The organism is Pseudomonas frederiksbergensis (genome assembly GCF_001874645.1).
In the GTDB taxonomy this organism is placed as follows: domain Bacteria; phylum Pseudomonadota; class Gammaproteobacteria; order Pseudomonadales; family Pseudomonadaceae; genus Aquipseudomonas; species Aquipseudomonas frederiksbergensis_B.
Genome location: NZ_CP017886.1, coordinates 3,084,570 through 3,109,180, shown reverse-complemented (window position 1 = coordinate 3,109,180; position 24,611 = coordinate 3,084,570). Strand labels below are relative to the sequence as shown.

Sequence of the window (24,611 nt, the reverse complement as noted above, 5' to 3'; positions counted from 1 at the left end):
GGAATACCATGGCCCGCGTAACCGTTGAAGACTGCCTAGAACACGTGGAAAACCGCTTTGAGCTGGTCATGCTCTCTACCAAGCGTGCCCGTCAACTGGCCACCGGCGGCAAAGAGCCTTTGGTCCAGTGGGAAAACGACAAGCCCACCGTTGTGGCCCTGCGTGAAATCGCTGAAGGCCTGATGAGCTACGAGTTCATCGCCAATGCTGAAATCGTCGAAGACGAACCGCTGTTCGCAGCGTTCGAGGACGAGTCCAACGAGGCCGTCTAAGCCTATGCCTGGTCGACGTAGAACGGCGCGGGGTCACAGCCATCGGCAGGAGTCATCATGCCGAGCATAGACGCCCTCGCCGAACGCTTATCGACCTACCTCGGCACTGACCAGGTCAACCTGGTCCGCCGAGCGTACTTCTACGCCGAACAAGCCCACGACGGCCAACGCCGCCGCAGCGGCGAGGCGTACGTCACGCACCCGTTAGCGGTCGCGAACATTCTTGCCGACATGCACATGGACCATCAGAGCCTGATGGCCGCGATGCTGCATGACGTGATCGAAGACACCGGTATTGCCAAGGAAGCGCTCTCTGCGCAGTTTGGCGAAACCGTGGCCGAACTGGTCGACGGGGTCAGCAAACTGACCCAGATGAACTTCGAGACCAAAGCCGAAGCCCAAGCCGAAAACTTCCAGAAAATGGCCATGGCCATGGCCCGCGACATTCGCGTGATCCTGGTGAAACTGGCCGACCGCTTGCACAACATGCGCACGCTGGAAGTCCTGTCCGGTGAAAAACGCCGGCGGATCGCCAAGGAAACCCTGGAAATCTATGCACCCATCGCCAACCGGCTGGGCATGCACGCCATCCGCATAGAGTTCGAAGACCTGGGCTTCAAGGCCATGCACCCGATGCGTTCCGCGCGGATCTACCAGGCGGTCAAGCGCGCCCGGGGCAACCGCAAGGAAATCGTCAACAAGATCGAAGAATCCCTCAGCCACTGCCTGGCCATCGACGGCATTCAGGGCGAGGTCAGCGGTCGCCAGAAACACCTCTACGGCATCTACACGAAAATGCGCGGCAAGCGTCGGGCTTTCAACGAGATCATGGACGTCTACGCGTTCCGGATCATCGTCGACAAGGTCGATACCTGCTACCGCGTGCTGGGTGCTGTGCATAACTTATATAAACCACTGCCGGGGCGCTTCAAGGATTACATCGCGATTCCCAAGGCCAACGGCTATCAGTCGCTGCACACCACGCTCTTCGGCATGCACGGCGTACCGATCGAAATCCAGATCCGCACCCGTGAAATGGAAGAGATGGCCAACAACGGCATCGCCGCCCATTGGCTGTACAAATCCAGCGGCGACGAGCAGCCAAAAGGCACTCACGCCCGCGCCCGCCAGTGGGTCAAAGGCGTGCTGGAAATGCAGCAACGCGCTGGCAATTCGCTGGAATTCATTGAAAGCGTGAAGATCGACCTGTTCCCGGACGAGGTCTACGTGTTCACGCCAAAGGGCCGGATCATGGAGCTGCCAAAAGGCTCCACGGCGGTCGACTTCGCTTACGCGGTGCACACCGACGTCGGCAACAGCTGCATCGCCTGCCGGATCAATCGTCGACTGGCGCCGCTGTCCGAACCACTGCAAAGCGGCTCGACGGTCGAGATCGTCAGCGCGCCGGGCGCACGGCCAAACCCGGCGTGGCTCAATTTCGTGGTCACCGGCAAGGCCCGCACGCACATTCGTCACGCGCTGAAACTGCAACGCCGCTCCGAGTCCATCAGCCTGGGCGAACGCCTGCTGAACAAGGTGCTCAACGGTTTCGACAGCTCGCTGGAAAAAGTCCCGGCCGAGCGCATCAAGGTGATGCTCAACGAATACCGCCTCGAACTGATCGAAGACCTGCTGGAAGACATCGGCCTGGGCAATCGCATGGCTTACGTCGTGGCGCGTCGTCTGCTCGGCGAAGGCGAACAGCTGCCAAGCCCGGAAGGTCCGCTGGCGATTCGCGGGACCGAAGGCCTGGTGCTGAGTTACGCCAAGTGCTGCACGCCGATCCCGGGCGACCCGATTGTCGGCCACCTGTCCGCCGGCAAAGGCATGGTCGTGCACCTGGACAACTGCCGCAACATCAGCGAAATCCGCCACAACCCGGAAAAATGCATCCAGCTCTCGTGGGCCAAGGATGTCACCGGCGAATTCAATGTCGAACTGCGCGTCGAGCTGGAACATCAGCGCGGTCTGATTGCCTTGCTGGCCAGCAGCGTCAACGCTGCCGACGGCAACATCGAAAAAATCAGCATGGACGAACGCGACGGTCGTATCAGCGTGGTCCAACTGGTGGTCAGCGTGCACGACCGTGTACACCTGGCCCGCGTGATCAAGAAACTGCGCGCCCTGACCGGGGTGATTCGCATCACCCGCATGCGTGCTTAGCGCGTCCACATAGCCCCCCCAATTACAAGGAGTCATAAATGACCAAGACTGTTATCACCAGCGACAAGGCCCCGGCCGCCATCGGTACTTATTCCCAGGCGATCAAGGCTGGCAATACCGTCTACATGTCCGGTCAGATCCCGCTCGATCCAAAAACCATGGAACTGGTCGAAGGCTTCGAAGCCCAGACCGTCCAGGTGTTCGAGAACCTCAAAGCCGTGGCCGAAGCCGCTGGCGGTTCATTCAAGGACATCGTCAAACTGAACATCTTCCTCACCGACCTGAGCCACTTCGCCAAGGTCAACGAGATCATGGGCAAGTACTTCGACCAGCCTTACCCGGCGCGCGCCGCCATCGGCGTGGCTGCCCTGCCAAAGGGTTCGCAGGTTGAAATGGATGCCATTCTGGTCATCGAGTAACACGTACGGCGTAGTCCCTTGGGCTGCGCCGACTTCGTTCTGTAAGGATCTCCTCATGCGCAAAGCGCTAGCTCTCTCGTTGCTCGCGGTGTTTCTCGGTGGCTGCGCCAGCAACCCTGCCGACCGCGACATCAGTGGCACCTGGATCAACCAGTCAGCAATCGATGCTGCGGCCAAGGGCGGCCCACTGCGTGAAGCACTCCAGGCCTATGGCCCGAACCTGGAGTGGGACGTCAACACCAAGGCCAGCCAGGCGCGCTACAGCAATGGCTTCGAGAAAATCGAAGGCAAGGTACTGGGCGAGCAGTCCGGCGCCTGGAAAATCGAGATTTATGGCAGCGCTGCCACCGAATTGAAGCGCGACGGCAAACAATTGCAGCAAGTGGCCAACGACAACGAGCCAGGGCAACTGTTTGACCGCGCCACAGATGCCGCTCCTGAGGGCGCGCCACTGGGCGCCAGCTTCGAACGCGCGCTGTACTCGGCGTACCTCGGCGGTAGCTGGAAGATCGTCGACGGTCCAGGCATTGGCAGCACCGTTCAGTTCCAGGCCGATGGCGCCGTTCAAGGCCTGCCCGGCGCTGACCGTTACGCGCTGTGCCTGGCAGGCGACTGCGCCTCCATGAGCGGCGGCCACGACACCGTCTGGCTGCAACTGAGCGGCCAGGGCAACCCGTGGATCTTTACCCGCAACGGCAAACAGATGGAGATCTTCCAGGCGGTCAACGGATCCCAGGCAGACGAAGTGCCTTCGTTCGCCCCTGGCAATCGCCAATGGACACTGGAAAAACAGTGATTCCAGATTAAAAGATCGTCCGAACGCGGCCCGAGCCTGCGGCAGCTCCTACAGATATTCGGTGTAGGAGCTGCCGCAGGCTCGGGCCGCGTTCGGACGATCTTTCTGTTTGTCAGCAACGCCCTTCAAGAATCGCTGCATACCCTTCACGAAAGCTCGGATAACGCGGCGTCCAGCCCAGGGCCTTGGCGCGGGCGTTGCTGCAACGCTTGCTGCCGGTACGGCGCACGCTGGCGTCCTCGGCCCACTCGGTCACCCCAAGGTACTCGCGCAACCAGCCCACCACGTCCGCCAGTGGCGCGGGCGCATCGTCGACGCCGATATAGCAGCCCTCCAGCGACTCACCGCGTTCGGCACGCAGTAACAGGAACGCCAACAACCCGGCCGCGTCATCCACATGAATCCGGTTGGCATACAGCGGCGGGTCAATCGCGACGCGATACCCCTGACGCACTTGGCTCAACAGCCACTCACGACCCGGGCCGTAAATCCCGGTCAAGCGCACCAGACTGGCAGGGATGCCGCCGTTTAAAGCAACCTGCTCAGCTTCCAGCATCACCCGCCCGGAATAGCCGTCCGCTTGAGTCGGCGACGTTTCATCGATCCACTCACCGTTCTGCTGACCATAAACGCTGCTGCTGGAGACAAACAGCAAGCGCTTCGGTGCCTGACCGTAGTCGTTCAGCCAACCCAGCACATGCTGCAAGCCCTGGACATAAGCGGCGCGGTAGCCGGCTTCATCGTGATCGGTGGCGGCCGCGCAATACACCAGGTAATCCACCGCACCGACGGGCCAGGTCGCCGGACAGTCTTCATTGAACAAGTCGCCGGCAACGCCAATAACGCCCTCGGGCAGGCGTGAGATGTCACGCCGCAGGCCATGAACCTCCCACCCTGAGGCCAGCAATTGAGTGGCCAGACGGCCGCCGACATCGCCACAACCGGCGATTAAAACAGAAGGCGCGGACATCAAAATTCTCCCATCAGAAAGGTACAGGCTAGCCTTGGCATTAGACGCGCGGCTAGCAATCAAAGAAAAAAGAGACTCTATTACTTTTGTTAACAAGAATTACTTGCAATAATGCCTGCCACTTTTGTTCTCGGCCCACGAGGCCTGGAAGGACATTAAACCCTCTTTTTCTCTCAGGTCCGGCCAGCATGACACGTAATCCTCTCTCCGCTTCGCCAACCACGCTTACTCGCCCATCTCGCGCCATGAGCGCGGTCGCCGCACTGCTGTTCAGCTTGCTGCTGGCCCCCAGTGCCGCGTTCGCCGATGAGCCGACCGCCGCCGCACCGGCCGCGACAGCCTCTGCCCCAGCCGTTCACGCAAACGCTGACCACGCCGTCCCGGTCGTGACGCCCGTCGCCGCCGACCCGGCACTGGCCGCCGAAGGCGCTGCCGCTGACGCACCAGAAGTCCTCGAAGCCGACAACTCCCTGGGCATGGCCCACGACCTGTCGCCATGGGGCATGTACCAGAACGCCGACATCATCGTGAAAATCGTGATGATCGGTCTGGCGATCGCCTCGATCATCACCTGGACTATCTGGATCGCCAAAGGCCTTGAGTTGCTGGGCGCCAAGCGTCGTCTGCGCGGTGAAATCGCCAGCCTGAAAAAAGCCACCACCCTTAAAGAAGCCAGTGTCAGTGCGGCCAAGGAAGGCACCCTCGCCAACCTGCTGGTCCACGACGCGCTGGAAGAAATGCGCCTGTCGGCCAACAGCCGCGAAAAAGAAGGCATCAAGGAACGCGTCAGCTTCCGTCTCGAGCGCCTGGTCGCCGCCTGTGGCCGCAACATGAGCAGCGGCACCGGCGTGCTGGCCACCATCGGCTCCACCGCACCGTTCGTGGGGCTGTTCGGCACCGTGTGGGGCATCATGAACAGCTTCATCGGCATCGCCAAAACCCAGACCACCAACCTCGCGGTCGTGGCTCCCGGCATCGCCGAAGCCTTGCTGGCCACCGCGCTGGGCCTGGTGGCTGCGATTCCTGCGGTCGTCATCTACAACGTCTTCGCCCGCTCCATCGCCGGTTACAAGGCTCAGGTTTCCGACGCCTCGGCTGAAGTCCTGCTGCTGGTCAGCCGCGACCTTGACCACCTGCCGGCCGAGCGCACTGCCTCGCAACCGCACATGGTCAAAGTAGGGTAATCCGTCATGGGCTTGCATTTAAAGGAAGGCGCGGACGACGATCTCGCCGAGAACCACGAAATCAACGTCACGCCGTTCATCGACGTGATGCTGGTGCTGCTGATCATCTTCATGGTGGCCGCCCCGCTGGCCACCGTGGACATCAAGGTCGACCTCCCCGCCTCGACCGCCAAACCGGCGCAGCGGCCGGAGAAACCGGTGTTCCTCAGCGTCAAGGCCGACCAGCGCCTGTACCTGGGCGAAGACGAAGTCAAAACCGAAACCCTCGGCGCGACCCTCGACGCACGGACCCAGGGCAAGAAGGACACGACCATCTTCTTCCAAGCCGATAAAGGCGTGGACTACGGCGACCTGATGCACGTGATGGATGCCCTGCGGGCCGCCGGCTACCTGAAAGTCGGTCTGGTCGGACTTGAGACGGCAGCCAAGAAATGATCACGACGCGCCAAAAGCTGACGCGTTACGGTGGTAGCCTGGCCGTGGTGCTGGGCGTCCATGCGGTCGCGATTATGCTCGCACTCAACTGGAAGTCCTCACCGCCAGTCGAGCTGCCGCCGATGGCGATGATGGTCGAGTTGGCGCCGGTTCCGGCACCGCCGTCGCCCGCACCGCCCAAGGTCATCACGCCGCCACAACCACCGGCCCCGGCCGAAGAGCTGCCGTTGCCGAAACTTGCGGAAGCGCCAAAACCGACGATCTCGGTGCCCAAACCGGTCAAACCCAAGCCCAAGCCTCAACCGCCCAAACCGGTGGAGAAAAAGCCTGAGCCGCCGAAGGAAAAACCGGCTGAGGAAAAACCCAGCGACGCACAGCCGACCAACGCTCCGACGGAGAAATCCGCGCAACCTGCCCCCGGCCCGTCGCCTGCGCAGAATGCGGCCAAGGAAAGTTGGCAAAGCACGCTGCTGGCGCACCTGGCCAAGTACAAGAAGTACCCGCCGGCCGCCCAATCGCGTGGCAAGGAAGGCTTGAACCGTCTGCGCTTCGTGGTCGACGCTGAAGGCAAGGTATTGTCGTACGAGCTGGTCGGTCGCTCCGGCAACGCCGATCTGGACCGGGCCACCCTGGAAATGATCCGCCGCGCCCAGCCACTGCCCAAGCCACCGGCCGACATGCTGAGCAACGGCTCGATCGAAATCGTCGCACCGTTCGCTTACTCCCTGGAAAAACGCCGACGCTGAAGACCAGCCTTGTAGCAGCTGCCGCAGGCTGCGTTCGGCTGCGCAGCAGTCGTAAATCCTATACGCGCGATTTACTTGAACGACCGCGGTGCCTGATTCTACGACTGCTGCGCAGCCGAACGCAGCCTGCGGCAGCTGCTACAGAAGCGGAAGCGATCTTCGATCTTTTATGAAAGGCACCGAAAGGTGCCTTTTGCATATCTGCCAGCGCCAAACAGGCATTGCCCAGTGTCGCTCTGCTCCCCCAGTCTGATAACGTGCGTCTATCGATTGCAGCCGGTATGCTTGGCCGCATCTTCATGGACGCCCGCTATGACCCTCACAGAATTACGCTACATCGTTACCCTCGCCCAAGAGCAGCATTTCGGTCACGCGGCCGAACGTTGCCACGTCAGCCAGCCAACCCTGTCGGTGGGCGTGAAAAAGCTTGAAGACGAACTCGGTGTGCTGATTTTCGAGCGCAGCAAAAGCGCGGTGCGCCTGACCCCGGTCGGCGAAGGCATCGTCGCCCAGGCCCAGAAAGTCCTCGAACAGGCCCAAGGCATTCGCGAGCTGGCCCAGGCCGGTAAAAACCAGCTGACCGCCCCGCTGAAAGTCGGCGCGATCTACACCGTCGGCCCGTACCTGTTCCCGCACCTGATTCCACAACTGCACCGGGTCGCCCCGCAGATGCCGTTGTACATCGAAGAAAACTTCACCCACGTACTGCGCGACAAACTGCGCAACGGCGAGCTCGACGCGATCATCATCGCCCTGCCGTTCAACGAAGCCGATGTGCTGACCCTGCCACTCTACGACGAGCCGTTCTACGTCCTGATGCCGGCCCAGCACCCGTGGACCGAGAAAGAAAGCATCGACGCCAGCCTGCTCAACGACAAGAGCCTGCTGCTGCTCGGCGAAGGCCACTGCTTCCGCGATCAGGTGCTCGAAGCTTGCCCGACCCTGGCCAAAGGCAACGATGGTGCCAAGCACACCACGGTCGAATCCAGCTCCCTGGAAACCATTCGGCACATGGTCGCCTCCGGCCTGGGCATCTCGATCCTGCCGCTCTCGGCCGTCGACAGCCATCACTACGCCCCCGGCGTGCTCGAAGTGCGCCCACTGACGCCGCCAGTGCCGTTCCGCACCGTGGCCATCGCCTGGCGCGCCAGCTTCCCACGGCCAAAAGCGATTGAAATCCTCGCTGACTCGATCCGCCTGTGCTCGGTGGCCAAGCCGCCAGCGGTTGCGGGTTAAGCGTTAGCCATGACAGAGCTGTCGCAGGTGTCGGTCACGGCACTCAAGGGTGTTGGCGAAGCCATGGCCGAAAAACTGGCCAAGGTCGGCCTGGAAAACCTCCAGGACGTGCTGTTCCACCTGCCGCTGCGCTACCAGGATCGCACCCGCGTGGTGCCGATCGGCCACTTGCGGCCGGGTCAGGATGCGGTGATCGAAGGCACCGTCAGCGGCGCCGACGTGGTCATGGGCCGCCGCCGCAGCCTGGTCGTGCGCCTGCAGGATGGCACCGGCGGGCTCAGCCTGCGCTTCTACCATTTCAGCAACGCACAAAAGGAAGGCCTGAAACGCGGCACCCGTGTGCGCTGCTACGGCGAGGCCCGGCCCGGTGCGTCGGGGCTGGAAATCTACCACCCGGAATACCGCGCCATCACCGGCGACGAACCGCCGCCGGTGGATGAAACCCTGACGCCGGTCTACCCGCTCACCGAAGGCCTGACCCAACAGCGTCTGCGCCAACTGTGCATGCAAACCCTGACGCTGCTCGGCCCCAGCAGCCTGCCTGACTGGCTGCCACAAGAGCTGGCGCGGGACTACCAACTGGCGCCGCTGGCCGACGCGATCCGCTACCTGCATCACCCGCCCGCCGACGCCGATGTCGACGAACTCGCCCTCGGTCATCACTGGGCGCAGCACCGTCTGGCCTTCGAAGAACTGCTGACCCATCAGCTGTCGCAGCAACGCCTGCGTGAAAGCATGCGGGCGCTGCGGGCGCCGGCCATGCCCAAGGCCACCAGGCTGCCGGCTCAGTATCTGGCTAACCTCGGCTTCCCGCCGACCGGCGCGCAGCAACGGGTGGGCAATGAAATCGCCTACGACTTGAGCCAGCACGAGCCGATGCTGCGGCTGATTCAGGGCGACGTTGGCGCCGGTAAAACCGTGGTCGCGGCCCTCGCGGCCTTGCAGGCGCTGGAGGCCGGTTATCAAGTCGCGCTGATGGCGCCCACCGAAATCCTCGCCGAACAGCACTTCATCACCTTCAAGCGCTGGCTCGAACCGCTGGGCCTGGAAGTCGCCTGGCTGGCCGGCAAGCTCAAGGGCAAGAACCGCGTTGCCGCACTGGAACACATCGCCAGCGGCGCGCCGATGGTGGTCGGCACTCACGCCTTGTTCCAGGACGAAGTGCAGTTCAAGAACCTCGCGCTGGTGATCATCGACGAACAACACCGCTTCGGCGTGCAGCAACGGCTGGCGCTGCGGCAGAAAGGCGTTGGCGGGCGGATGTGCCCGCACCAGTTGATCATGACCGCCACGCCGATTCCGCGCACCCTGGCCATGAGTGCGTATGCCGACCTCGACACCTCGATCCTCGACGAACTGCCGCCCGGCCGAACCCCGGTGAACACCGTGCTGGTCACCGACACCCGCCGGGTTGAAGTCATCGAACGGGTGCGTGCTGCCTGTGCCGAAGGGCGTCAGGCGTATTGGGTGTGCACGCTGATTGAAGAGTCGGAAGAGCTCACCTGCCAGGCCGCCGAAACCACCTATGAAGACCTCACCGCCGCCCTCGGCGAGCTGAAGGTTGGCTTGATCCACGGCCGCATGAAGCCCGCCGAGAAAGCCGACGTCATGGCGCAATTCAAGGCCGGCGCGCTGCACCTGCTGGTGGCGACCACGGTGATCGAAGTCGGCGTCGACGTGCCCAACGCCAGCCTGATGATCATCGAAAACCCCGAGCGCCTCGGCCTGGCGCAATTGCACCAGCTGCGTGGACGAGTGGGCCGGGGCAGCGCCGCCAGTCACTGCGTGCTGCTCTACCATCCGCCGCTGTCGCAGATCGGCCGTCAACGCCTGGGCATCATGCGCGAGACCAACGACGGCTTCGTGATCGCCGAAAAAGACCTCGAACTGCGCGGCCCCGGCGAAATGCTCGGCACCCGACAAACCGGCCTGCTGCAATTCAAGGTCGCCGACCTGATGCGTGACGCCGACCTGCTGCCAGCGGTACGCGACGCGGCCCAGGCGCTGCTCGAACGATGGCCCCATCACGTCAGCCCGTTGCTCGACCGCTGGCTACGACATGGGCAGCAATACGGCCAAGTGTGAGCAGTGTCTCAGTTTCAGGGCCATGGTTTTAAACAAGCTGGGTATACTCCTGCGATTGTTTGAAAACGGATACAGGCCATGACCGAAGTTGCCCTCGCACCCGAAGCCCCGCACGCACCGTCTGTTATCCGGCTGCTGCTCGGCAAACTGGGCATCCGCTACGCCGAAGTGCTCGATCGCCCGAGCCTCAACCCCGCCCGCAAGGTGCAAGCGGTGTTGCTCGACGACGCTGTCGGCGCGCTCATGGTGCTGTTCCCGCAGAGCCAGTTGCTGGACCTCAACCGCCTCGCCGAACTCACCGGCCGCCGGCTCACCGCCGTGCCGCTGGAACGCCTGGAGCGCATGCTCGGCAAACACAACCTGAGCTTTCTGCCCGGCCTGCCAGCGCTCACCAGCTCGCCGTGCCTGTACGAAGCAAGCTTGCTGCGCGAACCTTTGCTGCTGATCAACTCGGGCGAGCCCGGCGTGCTGCTGGAAGTCACCCGCGAAGACTTCAAAAGCATGCTGACCAAGGCCAGCGCCGCAAACTTCGGCGAAGCCCTGAGCCTCATCCGCCCCAACCTCGACCGCCCCGACGATGACCGCGAGGAAATCACCCAAGCGGTGCAGGCCTTCACGGCGCGACGTATTCAGCAACGCCTGGAAGCAACCATCGAGATTCCACCGCTGGCCGAAACCGCACAGAAAATCATCAAGCTGCGGGTCGACCCCAACGCCACCATCGACGACATCACCGGCGTCGTCGAAACCGACCCGGCGCTGGCCGCGCAAGTGGTGAGCTGGGCAGCGTCGCCGTACTACGCGTCACCGGGCAAGATTCGTTCAGTGGAAGACGCGATCGTCCGCGTGCTGGGCTTTGATCTGGTGATCAACCTGGCGCTGGGCCTGGCCCTGGGCAAAACCCTGAGCCTGCCCAAAGACCACCCGCAACAGACCACGCCGTACTGGCAGCAATCGATCTACACCGCCGCCGTCATCGAAGGCCTGACCCGCGCCATGCCGCGCGCCCAGCGCCCGGAAGCCGGCCTGACCTACCTCGCCGGCCTGCTGCACAACTTTGGCTACTTGCTGCTGGCCCACGTCTTCCCGCCGCACTTCTCGCTGATCTGTCGGCACCTGGAGGTCAACCCGCACCTGTGCCACAGCTTTGTCGAGCAACACCTGCTGGGCATCAGCCGTGAACAGATCGGCGCGTGGCTGATGCGCTACTGGGACATGCCCGACGAACTGGCCACTGCGCTGCGCTTCCAGCACGACCCAAGCTACGACGGCGACTACGCCGAGTACCCGAACCTCGTCTGCCTGACCGTGCGCCTGCTGCGCAGCCGTGGCATCGGCTCCGGCCCCGACGAAGCAATCCCCGACGCCCTGCTCGACCGCCTCGGCCTCTCCCGCGACAAAGCCGAAGACGTCGTCAGCAAAGTCCTCGAAGCCGAAGTCCTCCTACGCGAACTCGCCTCGCAGTTCAGCCAGCCCTAAAAAACCCGCTCCCACACTCAATCAAATGTGGGAGCAGGCTTTTGTGGGAGCGAGCCTGCTCGCGATGAATTCACTACGGTCTATCTGAAAGACCTCAAGCCTTAGGCTTGGCCTTCCTCGGCTTCAAATACTTGGTCAGCCCCTGGAACCACATCACCAGCGCCGGGTTGCCCTTGATCTGAATCGACTTGTCCTGAATCCCGGTCATGAACGCCAACTGCTTGTTCTTCGCCTGCATCGTGGCAAAACCGTAAGCGGCATCTTTAAAGGCAATCGCAAACGCCGGCTCGGCGTACACCCCAGCCTTGCTGCTAATGCGCTGATCCTTCACCACGAAGTGCCGCGCCACCTTGCCGTCCAGCGTCTGCAACTGGAACACCAGTTCTTTATCACCCAACTGCTGCTGAAACGCCGGATTGGTCCGACTGGCCTTGCGCATCAGCAAGCCCATCATCCAGAGAAGAAAACGAAATTTCATGCTCAAGCCCCAAAGGAAAAAATGAACGCTGGCGCAGTGTAGCGGCTTAAACCCAGAACGCCACCGTTGCGCAGCGTTAGCAGAAGATGAAGCGCTTTTTAAGCACGATGACTACCAAGTCACACTTCTCAAAGTCCCAACTGATCGTTCCCACTCCCCCGTGAGAACAATCTTCAACCCACCCACCGCGTAGGAGCTGCCGAAGGCTGCGATCTTTTGATCTTGAACCCCTCCAATCGCAAAACCCCGTCCTCGGACATTTCCTTCAAGTTGTAGCGGTGTTCAGTAACTATCCCGGTCGGCAGACCAGGGCTAGTCTCACCCTGTCACCAAAAAACGGTGACACGGACGTGCAAGTCCGGTATCGGCACACAATCGGTTATGGCTATTCATCGAGTGTTTTCTTATGCTCGCGAATCGTTATGGCGGCTGTGTGTGGGAGACCTTCGGGTCTGCCGGTTTGCCGATTCCGGTCTTGCACACCTATACACAGCTGCCACCTCATTCGAAGTGCACGCGAAATGGTGTTAGCTCCTAATATCGGTACTAATCCAATGATCAAGCCAACACCGAATCCCCCTGAAGACCCAGCAACATCCCCCTACGAATCCCTCGATTCGAAAAAACTCCACGAAGCCGCCGAGCGCGCCCTCGACCACCACCTCGGCACGCCCCCACCCAAAATCCACCTCGCCGACGCCCGCAAAGGCCAACTCTTCATCGTCGCCCCAGACGTCGACACCGACAGCCTCCTGGCCAACGCCTCCGAAGACATCGCCGCCATCAAAGCCATCGCCGGCGACCTCGCCTTCGAAATCGAAGGCTCCCGCCGCAACGTCGCCCTCGCCATCTACCGCATGGCCGAAGGCGCCCAACTGCTGATCGACCGCGCCATGGACAACCTCGACCCACCGAATCCGGTGGAGTATCGGGTTAAGGTGTAATCCAACCCAAGGGCGCGCCGGTATCGGTGCGCTTCTTGACGATGGCTCACGTTCGCTCAGGCGCGCCGCACTCCAGCCCCTTAATCTGCGTCCCCCGAATGGGATCACACAAGCCCTACGCTCCTCGCCGATCGGCTGTATCACCGATACGACCGGCGCCAACTTCCGAAACGTTACCGAAGTCGATCATCCCGGCCATGGCCGGCAGCGAACTCGATAGCAACGTCAACGGGATCAAGACTGCTTTGAAAAACGAAGACAAATTCCGCTCCTGAATCACCTTACATCACATCCTAAAGCGTCCTCAGAATCACAAGGCAACTTATTAAATAGCACCGGCAGGTCATCCTTGATAATCCGCGCGCAGGCCAAATTTATTTCCTTGGCGTCACCAGCCCTTTTAATCACCGTAACACCGGCTCCAACTCTCGGCTTCTGGTCGTCATCTTCGTCAGCATTACGAGCGATATTGTAGTTATAGGGGCCACTGTCAAACGCTACCCGAACGTAATCAACGTGATACCGGACATAGTGATTGATCGTGAACTTATCCAAAGATGAATCCATGACTGATGGGTACACCAACTCAACCTTGCCCTCTCGACCAAAGCGATACTGCAAACCCTTGATTTCACCAGCGCTGTCACGCGCCGCGCACAGTGCCAGGTTCTTCCCGCTTTTTAATTCGCACTGGAACACCGCAGTAGAGCGTTCATCACAAAGCAGGGCCGGCCCAGCCGTCTTTCGCATTTGGGGCACAGGTTGTTCTTGCGCGAGTGGCGAGCAATTGGAATGACAAACCATCGTGGACAGGTCGGGCTCATCACTTCCGACAAATACGTACGTGGCCGCATCGTTGCGCTGCCTGGCGTTATAGACGGGAACACTGACAGACAATGATTTTGCGGGAGCGGATGAAGGTGCATCGTCCTTTATCAGTACCACTTCGCCCTCAACATCGCCACACAGAGCCCCCATAGCCGACTCGCTAAACGACTGCCCCGATAGACTGTCAAATGCCCTGGAATCCGGCCGACACTCGTAACCATGCCAGTACGGCCCTGATTGCTCGGGGAAGTCCAATGAAAAGATGTAGATCCTCTTCAGAATCACTTTCCCATCATCGTAACCAAACACCACCCAACGGTGAGTTTTAGCTCTAGAGTAGTTTTCATTGACTAAGATATATCGACTACCGTCTCGGTATAGTTCGTATGAATTTAGAGCCCCCATCGACTCCGCAGTGTCGGAAAGCTTCTTGCCAGAAATGGAGTCCACAACATAGCCATTGTTATCCAGCACTACTGAGCAGCTGCTAGCGTCACGATTGCCGGGCATGCATGACTGTAATGATGGAAACATCAGTTCAGTAGCGGCAGCTTCGGAGAGATAAAAAGCCAACAAAAAAATGAAGCATCTCAACTTATAAAACCTTAATAACTTCACCACCGGCAACCCGTTTCTGGAGAGGACTCGACATTCGGATAATAATCAAAAGAGTAGTGTTTTTTGCTTTTATAGTTTGTATATGACATTGCATTAACAAGTGCACCTTGGGTGGCCATAACGTACTCTCCGCTCACCGTACCTTCAGCGACCTCGACCCACGTTGTTGTGAACTCAGAAGGCCCGCCTTCCGCCATGTCTTGCGCCTGAATGTCTTTGCGCACCAACGAGATTGACTCCTTGGACACCCCATACTTGACACCGGCACCAACCCAATTGGCTGCCGGATCATAGTAGGTTCTAAACTCAAACTTGATGCTTTTACCTTCCCTGGAGTGGAAACAGTAAATCTGTGACTCCACTTCACTGTGTGCAATCGAGGGGCACATGAACACCATCAGCAAAAACAACTTTTTCAAAACAGCTCCCTTGTTTCTTCAGTTAAAGGTCAGGCGCAATCTTGTCTAGATAGTCCGAGCGTTCCAGACTCATTCGTGCAACGCAATTGCTCACCGTCGTCACATACGCGGGCATGCCCGTCTCATTTTCAAAAGCTTCAAGCGGACAATCCGTATCGCGTAACTTGATCCAGATGCGCTGCGATTCCTTTACCTTCGCCTTGAATGCCTGCCCCAAATCGGGCTGGACTCGATACTGAGAGTCGAGCCGCGCCATCAGCTTCTGGTAACTGGCATTAAGCCGGGAATCGGCAGCCTTCTTCGCGATGCCTGCACACGTATCAATCGGCTGACTTGCAGTCATCTCGTTGCAATCTGCCCCAGCAAACGCGAGTGAAATGGGCAGAGATGCACCGCCCGCTAGCGTGCAAACAAGTACCACCATAAAACGCTTCAACGCTTTCACGTGCTCACCCTCCCTGGCCTTAATGTGAAGATCATCCAGACACGCGCGCCGGGATCTTCTTTCCTTCCTTACCCTCAGCCCTCGCAATAGCTCACCCAGCAACGACGCGGTCCCTCCCACTCATCTCTGTTCATCCTCGAACGCATTATGTTTGCCAGACCATTACTCATCCTTGATCTTCAACAGCCGAAACGCGTTGTTCGCGAACTCGTAATAGCGAACCCGGTCGCCCCTTTTCAGGCCCTTTCCTTTCATATCCTTTTCAGAATCTGCCGCGACCCCGGAGATGATGATCAAGTTGCTATCGGACTGATAGGACAAGACAAGAGAGTCGCCGTTGTAAGCATTCGGCAACCCGGTCACGACTTCTCCCGTCCGGGCGTCCAGCACCTCAGCACAGAGAGTGCCTCCGCCACAGCCAAACTTATGCAGAATGTAGTGCCCGGCAAAATTGACTTTGCCTGCGATTGCCTGTGCTCGTGCTTCATCCATCCACAGGTTGCTGTGATCAACCGGCAACAATGCATGGTTCTGCCCTGAAAACACCTCGGCAACCTTGAAGTCCTCGAACTTCATACCAGCGGCAAAACACAGTGATGTTGAGATGGCGAGGAAGCTGCCAAATAACGCTGAAAATCCTTTCACTCTGATCCTTCCCTAAATATCAAAAATAAAACAGGACAAATCTCCCAAATAAACCTGCCCTCGTCCTCAATCAGCAACCACCAGCATTCTCACATTTAATCCAACCACGAATCTCCTTCCCTTTGGGGGTTTTGAACATGATTGATAGCCATCCTGCCTCAACACCTTCCTGCTTCACCTTATCTCCCGCGACTAGATACATACGAGTAACGTCTGCTAGTACAGGAGAGCTATGTATCGAAGTTTTTTTGTTGATAGTAAGATCCACCGGGGCGCCCACATACCAACTTTTGTAGCTTGTGGAGACTAGCTTCTCGATAATTGACGATTCACTTTTGTATGGAAACACATGGACTAAATCCTTGTAGTCATCTGACAGAATATCCCCACCATTTCCAAAATATGTAGAGAGCCTCTCATCCCTGACATAGCCATTCGCTGAATCTTGATACACATGGACGGTGTAGTAGTCACCAGAATACTTAACACCTGTATCAGAGCGAATATTGACGCTATGAATTACAAAAAGACTCTCCTTGGCATCCTGCCCAGCCCTTGCGAAAAAAGCCGCTCGCACTTTTCCTGTATCAGCAAGAAACGGTAGCTTCCCAATGAGCTTCTTTGCGCCATCGCTGCAGCTCACAAAGCTGACCTCAATACCTATTTGCTCATCGGCACTTGCATCCCCTGGCTCTTTTTCAATTGGAGCCTCATCAAAGACTACTACCCCATTCTCGGTGAGCAATGAGGGAAATGCCTTGTCCGCCTGAACATCGCATGCAAACACACCTACCGAATAAATAACCGACACTATAGCCAGCGTATTTTTTAGAATACCCATCATTTACTCCGAGCAAGCTCCTCAGGACTCATTAGGGACAGACCACGATTTTTCTTCAAAAAATATCGTGATCTGCCCTGATATTTTTACAAACAACTCCACTTTCTTTTGGCTGCTAGTTAACTCGCTCTACGGCTCTCTTGGGGACTTTGGACTTTTGATTGCTCTTCGCCATGAGATCCCCATACATTTTATATTGCACCTTGGCCTCTTCTTGCTTACCCACAGCCCAATTAGAGTCCGCTAAATTGAGCCAAGCCACCGCTCTTTTCGGGGCAGCCCCGACAATATCATTCAAAATAGGTATAGAGTCTGCCGCCTGATTATTTTCTTGTAAAAAATAGGCATAATCGTTTAACGCCGGAATCACCGCATCTGCAAATTTTTTATCCGCCAGCCAATTACTCTGATAGTAACTTGCATAAGGAGCTAGTTCAGCCATAGCCTCTGACCTCATTCCTTTCTTGTACAAAAACAGCGAATCTTCGTGAGCAAGATTGATCATTTCCGCGTACACAGACTTATAACCCTTATCGTCCCTCTGAACCTCTTTATAAATATTTATCAAGCTAGCATCCAAACTACATATCCCGATGTAGTCCACATCACTAATGACTATCGACCCAACACGTTGATCAATCGAAATTTTTTTACCTTGCGCCTGCTCATCGTTATAGCTATTAATTCCAGTACTAATAGGTGAGAGCGTGCCATTGAATCCACCCTCTACCTTTGTCAAGTTCGCCCCAATTACACAACTTCCTGCCGTCGCCTCACCTTGGTCATTACCACCCGCCAGAACGAGCAAGGAAACTTTTCCATCAGACTGTGTTATTGCTGCACTCCCTAATGAAGAGATGTATAGCGATAAATTAGTTTGTGCCGTCGAAAAACTGGCAAAAAGTAGCGAAAAAGCCAACAACAGCAATTTAGCAACCACTTTCACTCATCAATTACTCTTGTAATGACGCCTAGGGCAGACCACGACTCCTTTTCAACCAATATCGTTGCCTGTCTATAATATATATACATTCTTATACCTACTGCTATGAAACGGCACGACTTATCGCATTCTTGACTTGAGCTTTTCTCGTCATCACCGCCAAAACCACACCCCCGACCTAGCAAAAGATCGAAATTAATAGACGGCGACCGCGCCACAACACTCTAACATAGAGCACCCAACACAATCGCCATCTCAAGCAAAACTATTTATTTAGCTTAGAAATGCAATTCTTATATAGAGCGGCGTACTTTTTATCGTATTTCAGCTCAACGGGCTCATCCAAATCTGCCGACGCATTAAATAGTGTTTCATCTTGGATATAATATTTAACCCACCCAACAATACCCTCACCAGACGTCTTATAGAACAGCTGAGCCAATACACGCTCACCATTATCATCATCAATAAGCAGGTTAATTTTGTCTTTAGTTGTATAACGAAATGGAAAATCACTGCTCCTAACCATCTCGGTTAGATAGCCATAGCAGCCTTCACCTTCAGAGCGAGCATCAGCGCTGTCTTGACCACCAGCGAAAGCCAGCCCTGTTATTAGTAGAAGTGCTGTCCCCACGCATGTTCTAAAGACAACACTAGGAACAAAATTTGAAATTTTCATTTACTCGCCTTTCTCCAGAGCCTCTACAAATCGAGCGCGAATTGCTTGAATATGAGTTTTATAAACATTTTGCACACTAGTTTCTTTGGAGTGCCAGCGCGCCCAGTTACCGTCGTACTTGTTGATGTATGCAGCCTTATACTCCATGCCAGCCAATACCGAAGGCAATACCACAAAAACTTTTTTCTTATCTGTGACCTGTTGATTGCCGCCCTGACCACTCATCCCCTTGTTCTCGAATGCCGACCAAGTACCAACTGGTGTGTATTCTGGATGTGCTTCGAAGATTGCACCATCCCAGCCATAGTAAGGAGGGCCGCCAAAAGCTTCCATCCCACCGGTTCCGCAATTTGCATATTGCCCCGATTCAAAATGGGCAGTCTCGTCGCGGTACATCCGCTCGATGATGATCGCCATTTCTTTACCGTACTTTTCGTAAATTACCTTAATCGCCGCTTTACCGTCTGCGACCGTAAATAGGCCAGCATGAGCTGTACCACCTTTCGGTTTCAGGTTACTAATAAATTCTATAGGGTGAAAGTGATAAACCTGATTGGTCAATGCAACCTGCATTGAACCAGCCATTTCATCCCAAAATACAAGCTTGTCTATGCGGTCCTGCTCATGCTTGAGTAACTCAGGCGAGTCATCAAGTAGGCGTTTTAGCTTTGCCCATTTTGGCTCCGAAGACTTTGCTTGCCATTCGGTAGGATGGTACGCAATCAACTTAGACCAACTACTACGTATTTCTGGATCACGTAGAGCCGCGTGAAGCTCATCCGGAGTAACTTCGTTGTCTTTAGTACCTTTCTCATCGATTTTTTTATAGAGCTCCTGAAAAAAAGCGGGCATGTTTTCAGGATCCAAAAATCCGTCTGCACTAGTGTTGGTTTCCTTTACTACTCTGAAACCAAGCTTTTCCCAATCATGCTGACAGATGACCTCTCCCTTTTCCTTGCTGACAAATCCAGTTTGAGGCTTCCCGTCATTTTGGACTGTAACTCTTATCCATTCCTTGCCAGCAGCGTCCGTTAGAACGGTGGCTCGATCCATCGAAGCAAATGTCTTGACCTCCATGGCAGGTCCTTGCTCGGTGAATACCGGTGCCTCATCGGTCCCTGTTTTCGCAGCCAGCATCTGTCCGGGGCTCAGAATAATATATTTATTTCCGTCAACCAACTCTGCTGGATTCTTTAAATATTTTTCCAGTTCAGCGTCCGCACTGAAAACCTCGACATGGACTTGATGCTTACTGCGGACCCCACCCGTCGCATTAGCGGGTGTCTCATAGAGGCCCATATAACCTATTGGCTCGCCTGCCTTTATTGCAGTATTAGTAATAACCACACTATCGAAAGCTGTAGGTGTAATTTTTTTCCTGGTTATCAGTCGTTTCGGACCGACGTCATCTACGCAGCACCAAAATTTCTCGGGTAACACACCTGTGCCTTTCAGGCCGGTTCCTTCCGACGGAAGGAATGTACACTCCGCCATCGGATATTTCTTTCCATCTTCAAGTACCAGCCACTGGACCTCTCCACTATCAAACTGAATCATACTGCCGGTACAAAGCACTTGCTCCGGAGCAACCTGCGCCCCGCCATTTTCACCAACGGGTGCACTCCTTACTTTAAGTCCTTGTAATGCTGTAACACTTGCATCGACCATACCTTTCCAGTAACCGGGTGTTGATCGTTCAGGAGGAAGAACAACCTTCAATCGTTCATTGCCTTTGCTGTTTTTTATTGGAGCACCATCTTCCTGAGTGGCAAACCATACAATATCATCTTTTTTTAAATCGGAAATCTTACCCTTAAGTATACGCCCTTGCGCAAACGTATATTTACCGTCAAGTGTAGGCTGCTCTTTCAAAATCTCAAATTCAACGCCGGTAGGTATATCGCCAACAACCTTGCTTTCATCAAGGTCTTTATGCTGAGTACGCGCAGGCCACCCGCCATTTACAACTTTAACAACCCTATTAGACTCTTCTTCTGAGCTATAGAGCTCATAGGGCAGGATGTGCATATAAAGACTAAAAAAACTTAATCTATTGGTTTTTTCCGCATTCGACTTTTCATTAGTCGGTGATTCATATTTATGACGCACCAGACAAAATGATGTCGAATACCTCAAATTTGCGCAGCTAGTCGCACCTATATATTCCGAGGACTGATAATTTTTATTCAACCTGTAAGCTACGACTACACCGTCACCGATACAACGCACAGGCTCATCACGAACGCACTGAGGAGCACTCGCATTAGTGATATGAATCCCGCCGTGCCAAAACTGATGGCTTCCAAGCAAGTAGTCTCCTGACGTCTCTACTTCCAGAGCTTTATACAGCTCCTCAGCGTCTTCAAACTGACTCCCACCATGTTTTCTGATGGGGTACTGAAAATTCATGACTGGTGCCCCCGCCGGAGCAGGAGTCGTTGCGGGGGTAGGAGCAGGCGCTGGTTGCGCACCGCTCTTGTACTCTGCCTTTGGCCGCAAATACTTGTTGGGCATAGGCCAGTAACCGCTACCAGCACCGTACTTCGCGGACTTCGGTCCGGTCGAAGTTTGTGAGCCGAAGAAGTTCCCCTTGGTTCGGGTGACGTCCATGTCCTCGATCACACCGGTATGGTGCAGTCCTGTCCAAAGCGCAATATCACCCGGCTGAACGCTGTTCAGGAGAATGACGTCGAAATGCGTGGCGTCCGTCGCCAGTTGGCTTGTAGAACGATAGGGGATGTTGTAACCCGCATCACGCAGCATGCGATTCAGTAGGTGAGAACAATCGATTTCCTTCCGACCGTCACCGTCTTCGTCCGCAGTTCCGTCCTTACCGTAACCGTATTCGTATCCACTGTTGGGGTAGTTATCCCGCTGCTCGAGTAGTCCCGTGCTCATCGATAGCATCCTTCATTAAAGGCAATGAATTGAGTTATTTGCGGTAATGCCTTGGGTGCTTAGTCGTTCGACGCCTCTTGCACCTGCTTCATTGCCTTTCTTGTCGGCCTCTTGATAACAGGCCATTGCCCGGGGCAAATCACCAGGGATGATTGCGCCGGTTTCATAGGCACCGCCTAACTGAATCAGTGCATCCGAGGAGCCGAGCCGGGCGGAGCTCACAAGAGCGCCCAATGACTTTTCTGGATTGACACACGCTCGCGTCTCTTCGTAATTGCCTTCGTCGCAATAGAAATCAGCAAGGGCGACCCCTGCTTCAGGTACGCTCTTGGCAGCTGATTCCAGGAGCTGAAGGATCTTTGCATTTTCCAACCGTGGCGCTTGACCTGAAAGGCTGATTCCCGCAGCTGCGAAGGCCGCCTCTGCAGATCCTTGATCTGCCCCATTCAAGTAACTATTCAGAGCAGAAATGTACAACTGGCTGGAAGCAGAGGACTCGGTATCAATACCCAGTTGGTTATATAACGCCCCTCTTTTCAGTGCGCGCTCACCCGGCGAGGCCTTCAACTTCGGGTATTGAACGTCAAGTACGGCCTCAAGCGACCAGTCTTCAGCACGGGTCAATACCCAGCAGTCGTTATGTTTGAAAGTGAAGATCTTCAGCACTTCACCGTTGTGGTCGCGAACGAGCACTTGGTTCGGTAGCTGAACTTGCAGGCTCAACTCGGACTTCGCGATGTTGTCAGGAGCAAGCATCACCAACGACTGAAGGTCCAACACCTTCGACTTTCGCTGCACCACCCGCGGCTTCGACTCGGTGGCGACTACCGTCTGCTCGATCACGGGCGAGGCGATAAACGCTTGCTGCACCTCAGGCTTGGTCGAGAACTCTTTTACGAAATCTGCAAAGTTGTCACTTGGGCATTGCGCGGTGCTCGATTGCGCCGCAAAGGCTCCTGAACACACCCCAAATGCCAGCAACGCCAGACATTTCAGCTTGAATTGACGCACTCGATTGTTCTTTGTCATCACGACACTCATCACTCAGAAAACACAAAAAAAGCCTTCGGTTTAACCTTCTCCGGCGGCGCATTCCCCACCGCCTCCTCCATCAAACTCCCCGCCTTATCCTTATCCGCCGCCCCCGGCAGCAGCGGCGGTTTAATCCCGATCCCCGTGCCGTTCCCCGCCGAGCCACCGGCATTGATCTTCACCACCGGCCCGACCACGGTCACGCCACTGGCATCCAGCTTGATGAAGCTGCCACCACCGCTGATGGTCAGTTCCGTGTCCGCCTCGATGACGATTTTGTCGCCGGCCTTGAGGTGGATTTCTCTTCCGGCGCTGATGAGTTGGGCGGTGCCGAGTTTGATGTGTTGGTTCTGGCCGATGGTCAGGTGGTCGTCGGCTTTGACCTCAATCTTGCGGTCGGCAATGGTGGTGCGGTGTTCTTCGGCTTTGAGTTCGGTGTAGGTGTTCTTTTCGACGGTGTCGTGGCGTTCGTTGCCGACGCGGATTTTCTGGTCGTGTTCGATGTTTTCATCCCAGTCGCGTTGGGCGTGGATGAAGATTTGTTCGGCGCCTTTTTTGTCTTCGATGCGCAGTTCGTTGTAGCCGCCGCCACCGGGGGAGCTGAGGGTTTTGAAAACGCTGCGGGTTTTGTTCGCCGGCAAGGCGTACGGCACCTGGTTTTCCTTGTGGTACAGGCAGCCGGTCACCAGCGGTTGGTCGGGGTCGCCTTCGAGGAAGGTGACGAGCACTTCCATGCCGATGCGCGGGATGGCGATGGCGCCGTAGCGGTCGCCGGCCCAGCTGCTGGAGACGCGCAGCCAGCAGCTGGTTTTGTCGTCGGCCAGGCCTTCGCGGTCCCAGTGGAATTGCACCTTCACGCGGCCGTACTGGTCGCAGTGGATTTCTTCACCTTTGGGGCCGGTGACTTGTGCGGTCTGGCTGCCGAGCACGCGGGGTTTGGTGTGCAACAGCGGCGGTCGGTAGAACACGTCCCACGGGGTGGCGAGAAACGTGTTGCGGTAGCCCTGGTGGAAGTCGTCCTTGTTGGCGGTGGTGTCGCTGGTCACCGACTCTTCGAGGACTTGCGGCTGTTTGCCTTCGTGGATGACTTCAGTCAGCAGCCAGAGGTCGTTCCACTCGGTGCGCGGGTGGTCGGAGATCTCCAGGAAGTGACCGCTGACCAGGGTGGTCTGGTCGCCACGGCCTTCGGCTTGTCGGTAGTCGGCGCGGTGGCGTTCCAGCGCCCGCTGGCTGAGGAATTTGCCACGGGCACGCTCGGTGAAGCCGCCCGGGTAGTCGTAGTCTTCCAGGTCCGGTTCTTCACTTTTGCCGTCGGGCTTGTAGGCCGCCTCCAGTTGCAGGCGCGGCTTCTCGAAATCGTAGTCGCGGCGCGTGGTGCGGTTGGTGCGGGTTTCCAGGCGCAACGTGAAGCCTTTGATCACCGGCTCGTCGGCGACCATGCCGCTGCCCTGCACGTAGGCGGTGGGCTGACCGAGTTTCGGGAACACGGTCTGGTCATCGCCGAATACCAGTGTGTGGCCGGAGGCCGAATGCTGGAAGTGGTAGTGGATGCCCTCTTCCTCGCACAGACGCTGGACGAAATGCAGGTCGGTTTCGTCGTACTGCACGCAGTAGTCGCGGTCCGGGCACGGCTGGCTGAGCTGGAAGCTGTAGGCGTTGCCCTTGATGCCGTGTTCTTCGAGAATCAGCGCGATGATTTTCGGCGCCGACATCTGCTGATAGATGCGCTGATTGGTGCGATGGCGCAGGTATTCGAGTTGCGGCACCAAGGACACTTTGTAGCGGGTCAGGCGCTTGCCGGCATCGCCTTGGGCAACGCGATAGATTTGGCCGTGGATGCCACTGCCTTGTGGGTCGAACGCCAGAAATGCCTGTTTGTGCAGCAACGTTTCCAGGTCCAGATCCGGGTTTTCGCTGACCAGCTCCAGGTCAAAACGAAAGGTCTGGCTGATGCCTTCGGTGCCCGTGAACGACAGCACTTGCAGGTCACCCTGAAAGTCAGCCACGGTCAGGCTGAAATGGGTTTCGTTAGAAGGGTTGAACATTGCTTGCTCCC

The 24,611-nt window shown here is 56.8% G+C and carries 24 protein-coding genes; 11 read left to right on the top strand and 13 right to left on the bottom strand.

Translation table 11 applies throughout. The features are described from left to right. The first annotated feature begins 8 nt into the window (after positions 1-8). The 4 genes from rpoZ to BLL42_RS14880 are packed head-to-tail and all read left to right on the top strand — an operon-like array spanning position 9 to position 3,650. Entirely contained in the window at positions 9-272 is a 264-nt protein-coding gene (rpoZ, locus tag BLL42_RS14895) for a DNA-directed RNA polymerase subunit omega (RefSeq protein WP_003177259.1), read from the top strand. Positions 273-329: 57 nt separating this feature from the next. Next, entirely contained in the window at positions 330-2,435 is a 2,106-nt protein-coding gene (gene spoT / locus BLL42_RS14890; protein ID WP_071552784.1) for a bifunctional GTP diphosphokinase/guanosine-3',5'-bis pyrophosphate 3'-pyrophosphohydrolase, read from the top strand. Between the two features lie 38 nt (positions 2,436-2,473). Next, entirely contained in the window at positions 2,474-2,854 is a 381-nt protein-coding gene (gene ridA, locus BLL42_RS14885; RefSeq protein WP_003229509.1) for a deaminase RidA, read from the top strand. Between the two features lie 55 nt (positions 2,855-2,909). Continuing rightward, complete coding sequence (locus tag BLL42_RS14880) at positions 2,910-3,650, top strand: hypothetical protein (protein ID WP_071552783.1); 741 nt, start codon at positions 2,910-2,912, stop codon at positions 3,648-3,650. 112 nt (positions 3,651-3,762) lie between these two features. On the opposite strand, the gene BLL42_RS14875 is transcribed toward BLL42_RS14880, so the two are convergent. Continuing rightward, positions 3,763-4,620 carry an NAD-dependent epimerase/dehydratase family protein gene (locus tag BLL42_RS14875; RefSeq protein ID WP_071552782.1) on the bottom strand — a complete coding sequence of 286 codons (858 nt, stop codon included), beginning with the start codon at positions 4,618-4,620 and terminating at the stop codon, positions 3,763-3,765. A 188-nt stretch (positions 4,621-4,808) separates the two neighbouring features. On the opposite strand from BLL42_RS14875, the gene exbB reads away from it, so the two are divergent. From exbB to BLL42_RS14845, 6 genes are all read left to right on the top strand, one after another. Next, a complete protein-coding gene (gene exbB / locus BLL42_RS14870) occupies positions 4,809-5,804 on the top strand; it encodes a tonB-system energizer ExbB (RefSeq protein WP_071552781.1) in 996 nt (331 codons plus the stop codon). 6 nt (positions 5,805-5,810) lie between these two features. Beyond that, positions 5,811-6,239, top strand: a complete 429-nt coding sequence (gene exbD, locus BLL42_RS14865) for a TonB system transport protein ExbD (RefSeq protein ID WP_071552780.1) — start codon at positions 5,811-5,813, stop codon at positions 6,237-6,239. After that, positions 6,236-6,985, top strand: a complete 750-nt coding sequence (locus BLL42_RS14860) for an energy transducer TonB family protein (protein WP_071552779.1) — start codon at positions 6,236-6,238, stop codon at positions 6,983-6,985. The genes exbD and BLL42_RS14860 overlap by 4 nt, the downstream gene beginning before the upstream one ends. A 312-nt stretch (positions 6,986-7,297) precedes the next feature. After that, on the top strand, positions 7,298-8,221 hold the full coding sequence (locus BLL42_RS14855) for a hydrogen peroxide-inducible genes activator (protein ID WP_071552778.1): 924 nt from the start codon (positions 7,298-7,300) through the stop codon (positions 8,219-8,221). Positions 8,222-8,230: 9 nt separating this feature from the next. Further along, positions 8,231-10,306 carry an ATP-dependent DNA helicase RecG gene (gene recG, locus BLL42_RS14850; RefSeq protein ID WP_071552777.1) on the top strand — a complete coding sequence of 692 codons (2,076 nt, stop codon included), beginning with the start codon at positions 8,231-8,233 and terminating at the stop codon, positions 10,304-10,306. Between the two features lie 78 nt (positions 10,307-10,384). Then, on the top strand, positions 10,385-11,785 hold the full coding sequence (locus BLL42_RS14845) for an aminoacyl-tRNA deacylase and HDOD domain-containing protein (RefSeq protein ID WP_071552776.1): 1,401 nt from the start codon (positions 10,385-10,387) through the stop codon (positions 11,783-11,785). 94 nt (positions 11,786-11,879) lie between these two features. On the opposite strand, the gene BLL42_RS14840 is transcribed toward BLL42_RS14845, so the two are convergent. Continuing rightward, positions 11,880-12,263, bottom strand: a complete 384-nt coding sequence (locus BLL42_RS14840; RefSeq protein WP_071552775.1) for an SCP2 sterol-binding domain-containing protein — start codon at positions 12,261-12,263, stop codon at positions 11,880-11,882. A gap of 554 nt (positions 12,264-12,817) precedes the next feature. Between BLL42_RS14840 and BLL42_RS14835 the strand changes: the two genes are divergently transcribed. Then, positions 12,818-13,207, top strand: coding sequence for a DUF6124 family protein (locus BLL42_RS14835; RefSeq protein ID WP_071552774.1), 390 nt, complete (start codon positions 12,818-12,820; stop codon positions 13,205-13,207). Positions 13,208-13,322: 115 nt separating this feature from the next. On the opposite strand, the gene BLL42_RS30050 is transcribed toward BLL42_RS14835, so the two are convergent. From BLL42_RS30050 to BLL42_RS14785, 11 genes are all read right to left on the bottom strand, one after another. Beyond that, on the bottom strand, positions 13,323-13,469 hold the full coding sequence (locus tag BLL42_RS30050; protein WP_161492348.1) for a hypothetical protein: 147 nt from the start codon (positions 13,467-13,469) through the stop codon (positions 13,323-13,325). 14 nt (positions 13,470-13,483) lie between these two features. Beyond that, positions 13,484-14,656, bottom strand: coding sequence for a hypothetical protein (locus BLL42_RS14830; RefSeq protein WP_071552773.1), 1,173 nt, complete (start codon positions 14,654-14,656; stop codon positions 13,484-13,486). Next, positions 14,650-15,072, bottom strand: coding sequence for a hypothetical protein (locus BLL42_RS14825; protein WP_071552772.1), 423 nt, complete (start codon positions 15,070-15,072; stop codon positions 14,650-14,652). The genes BLL42_RS14830 and BLL42_RS14825 overlap by 7 nt, the downstream gene beginning before the upstream one ends. Before the next feature lie 22 nt (positions 15,073-15,094). Further along, positions 15,095-15,517, bottom strand: a complete 423-nt coding sequence (locus tag BLL42_RS14820; protein ID WP_236721910.1) for a lysozyme inhibitor LprI family protein — start codon at positions 15,515-15,517, stop codon at positions 15,095-15,097. A gap of 162 nt (positions 15,518-15,679) precedes the next feature. Beyond that, positions 15,680-16,162, bottom strand: coding sequence for a hypothetical protein (locus tag BLL42_RS14815; RefSeq protein WP_236721909.1), 483 nt, complete (start codon positions 16,160-16,162; stop codon positions 15,680-15,682). 70 nt (positions 16,163-16,232) lie between these two features. Next, complete coding sequence (locus BLL42_RS14810; RefSeq protein WP_071555765.1) at positions 16,233-17,003, bottom strand: hypothetical protein; 771 nt, start codon at positions 17,001-17,003, stop codon at positions 16,233-16,235. Between the two features lie 115 nt (positions 17,004-17,118). Then, a complete protein-coding gene (locus tag BLL42_RS14805; RefSeq protein WP_071552770.1) occupies positions 17,119-17,949 on the bottom strand; it encodes a tetratricopeptide repeat protein in 831 nt (276 codons plus the stop codon). Positions 17,950-18,211: 262 nt separating this feature from the next. Then, positions 18,212-18,625: a hypothetical protein gene (locus BLL42_RS14800; protein WP_071552769.1), complete on the bottom strand. Its 414-nt coding sequence runs from the start codon at positions 18,623-18,625 to the stop codon at positions 18,212-18,214. Then, positions 18,626-21,523, bottom strand: a complete 2,898-nt coding sequence (locus BLL42_RS14795) for a hypothetical protein (protein WP_071552768.1) — start codon at positions 21,521-21,523, stop codon at positions 18,626-18,628. A gap of 15 nt (positions 21,524-21,538) precedes the next feature. Continuing rightward, the gene (locus BLL42_RS14790; RefSeq protein ID WP_236721908.1) at positions 21,539-22,552 is read right to left on the bottom strand and encodes an SEL1-like repeat protein; all 1,014 of its coding nucleotides are present in this window, start codon (positions 22,550-22,552) and stop codon (positions 21,539-21,541) included. An 11-nt stretch (positions 22,553-22,563) separates the two neighbouring features. Then, a complete protein-coding gene (locus BLL42_RS14785; RefSeq protein ID WP_071552766.1) occupies positions 22,564-24,600 on the bottom strand; it encodes a type VI secretion system Vgr family protein in 2,037 nt (678 codons plus the stop codon). Positions 24,601-24,611 lie beyond the last annotated feature (11 nt).